The sequence below is a fragment of the bacterium genome (assembly GCA_040753555.1).
Classification (GTDB): Bacteria; UBA9089; UBA9088; order UBA9088; family UBA9088; genus JBFLYE01.
In genome coordinates, this window is record JBFMDZ010000235.1 from 1 (window position 1) to 2,877 (window position 2,877).

Sequence of the window (2,877 nt, forward strand, 5' to 3'; positions counted from 1 at the left end):
CCAGAGCGGAGATTCTTTTTGAGAACTTCAATTTGTTCCTTTGAAAGAATAATTGTTTTTGATTTTGGTCCACGCATTGCCAATACCTCCTGGGAAAATATCCCTATTTATATTATCGGCTTTTGTGAACTAAAACTTTAGTAAAATTCGTGCGAAATTTAGTCAACACGACACTAGTTGCTGTATATGTGTTTTTTCCCCAAATAGCAAGCCATTCACCATCAGGAAAGAATTGGGGGGACCATCCTCCAGTTAGCATTATTGACTCTTTGCTTTCTATATTTAATAAATGAGTAGAGCCTTGCTTGTGGGTTGAATCTGGAACAGGAACCCATTGTGTATAGGCAATATCTGGAAGAAATATTTGGAATTGATTGCTTGTATCGGGGTCTATTTGTTCTGTGGTTGGGTCAGAATCAAAGGTATTTCCTGCAAGGTCTTCTCCACCTTCTATGGTAAGGGTATGTGTTCCTTGGTATTCCTGATCCCTTGGAATAAAGAAATCACCATGCCAGGTTGTGTTGGTATTTGACCAAAAGCGGAATGAAACAGGGTGATTATCTGAGCTAAAGAATACATTTAATGGCTTGGTTAAATCCATTGGCTCATCAAAGGTAATCTTAACCAAATGAAGACATTCTCTCATTAAAGGTGTATTGACGATATTCCCTGTGTCATAATCTTTGGAATATCCACGAACACCCGTAAAAGTTGTAGTCCCCTCCACCCTTTCTTGAGGAAGGATTTCTGCTTTCTTTATCTTGGGTGGGGTGAGGTCAATTTCAAATTCATGGCAAGTTTCTAGTCCATAACTGTCATTGTTATTCTTAATCCTTTTTTGCTCCTTTCTACCAGGCATTCCATCACCATCTGTATCCAATTCTCCAGTAGGGCTTATAGAGCTGTCGTCCTCTGTAAAATTATCATATGCCTTTGCAATTACAGTTATAGTTCCATCCCATTTATTACCCTGATTGGAAGGAATGTCTATATAGCCCTTCCAGGTGTCATTGGCATATAAAGTCTTCTGCCAGGATTCGTGGGTAACCTCAACGCAGTCTATACTACCTGGAGGCTCTAACCAAACTTTAGCTCCTGCTGGATGTATCTCCTCAGAAAACCTTATCTTTACCCTTAATCTTCCAGCCTTGACAGGCTTCTTTTGACAACGAGAGAGGTCTCCAGGGTAGGGAGAATCAATAAATGGGTATTTAAGGTCAGGATATTTGTAGGTATAGATTTCTTCCTTGTCTATTCCTACCTCTCTATTTACCTCAACCTTAAGGATTTTAGGGGCAAGGTATAGCTGCATATCTGGACCATTAAGTCTAGCTAGTAAATTTGGATTAACACTATGGGCATAATCAAAAACAAATCTTATATTATCGTTATCTTTTACATAATCCACATCATCCTTTAATCCACCCATGTTGTAAAAGAGGTTTTCTACATCCTGGCGGCTTATTGAAGGATAAGAAAGGTCTTGATACCCTAAAAAGTTTCTGGCATTAAAATCATCGGCAAGACCAAAAGAGTGACAAGCGGCTATATAAACAAGGCTTTTGTTTAAAGAGGCTCTTTTTTGAATAAATTTTTTTGTTACACCAATTACATAACACTTACCAGCTACTATATCTTTATAGATTTCTGTGCCTTCTTTTCCATAATATCCCGTTGCTATATATTTATCAAATGCCTTGTTTCGTGCTTCTTTACCCTCTTTAGTAACCGGATAGGCTTCAACGATTAGGCAGTTAAAATTTCCATGTGTATGGACAAAAAATACCCCATATCCTCCCTTTAGGGCATTTTCAAATTCGGAAAGGGTTGTTACTGGGTTTAAAGGTGGTTTATGCTTATCTTGAATTAAAAATCTACTAAGTCGATAATTATGATAATTATGTCCCTCGTGATCAAATAAATTCTTCATCTCATTTCCACCACCATTGTCCTGTATAAATCTGCAAGGGACAAAGACAAATGCTTTACGAGGTTCAGGAACCTCTAAGCCATAGAGAAAAGAGCTTACAAGCAAGCCTAAAACAATCTGTTTCATTGTTTACTCCTTCCACTCTTTAGGGTCATAGTTATAAAAGATTGATTTGGCAATATCGTCATCATCAAACAAAATTTCCAATTCCTTTATCTTTTCCTTGTTGCTTAATTTAGGGTTTTCCATAATATTTATAATAGATTCCTTAGCGTCAGAGTCTATGCCACCTATTTCTACCCCACTATAATCAAATACCTTTACACAATTGTTTTTTAAGCATTTCTCATAGGATTTTTTCTCTCTAATAGCTGTCTCTAGGCTATCCTTTTTTTGTTCTTCCTCTGCTTTTTTCCGTTCTTCCTCTGTAAGAGGGGGTTGAGGAGGGCGATCATCAAAATACATTATCCCTTCTGGATATTTCTCTCCTTTCCAAAGAATAAGAGGTTCGTTTCTCTCCCTATTCCATTCTATTTTTTCTATATTTTCAAATCTTTTTGCAAATTCCAGCAATTTCTTAATCGCAGACTCTTTGCCCTCTTTATTCTTGACCTCCCAATAATAATTTATAAGGGCATTCACTGTTTTAACATACTCTTCATATTGCCTGGTTTCTTCCTCAGTAAAAACTTTCGGCTTGATTTTGTAATTAGGATTGCTCATGAGGGGATGAACCCGAATTCCATTAATAAAAACCTCCTCGCCCTTTCTTTCTACATAATATGGAGGCTTAATCAAATGACCATAGGCAATTACAGTTCCGCTTCTTATGCCAAGTATGCCTCCTAGAATAGATTTTTTGGGATAAAGGGTTGTCTTGTATAATTTTGCATCGTCTTTTACTATTGAAGGGTCAACACCCAAATCCAACAAATCCAGCTTTCTAA

Annotated in this window: 2 protein-coding genes; both read right to left on the minus strand. The window is 37.2% G+C overall.

The window, feature by feature from the left end:
- Positions 1-112: 112 nt before the first annotated feature.
- Positions 113-2,056 carry an Ig-like domain-containing protein gene (locus AB1630_11855; protein MEW6104486.1) on the minus strand — a complete coding sequence of 648 codons (1,944 nt, stop codon included), beginning with the start codon at positions 2,054-2,056 and terminating at the stop codon, positions 113-115.
- 3 nt (positions 2,057-2,059) lie between these two features.
- Positions 2,060-2,877, minus strand: an 818-nt coding sequence (locus AB1630_11860) for a hypothetical protein (protein ID MEW6104487.1), incomplete at its 5' end; no start/stop codon positions are given.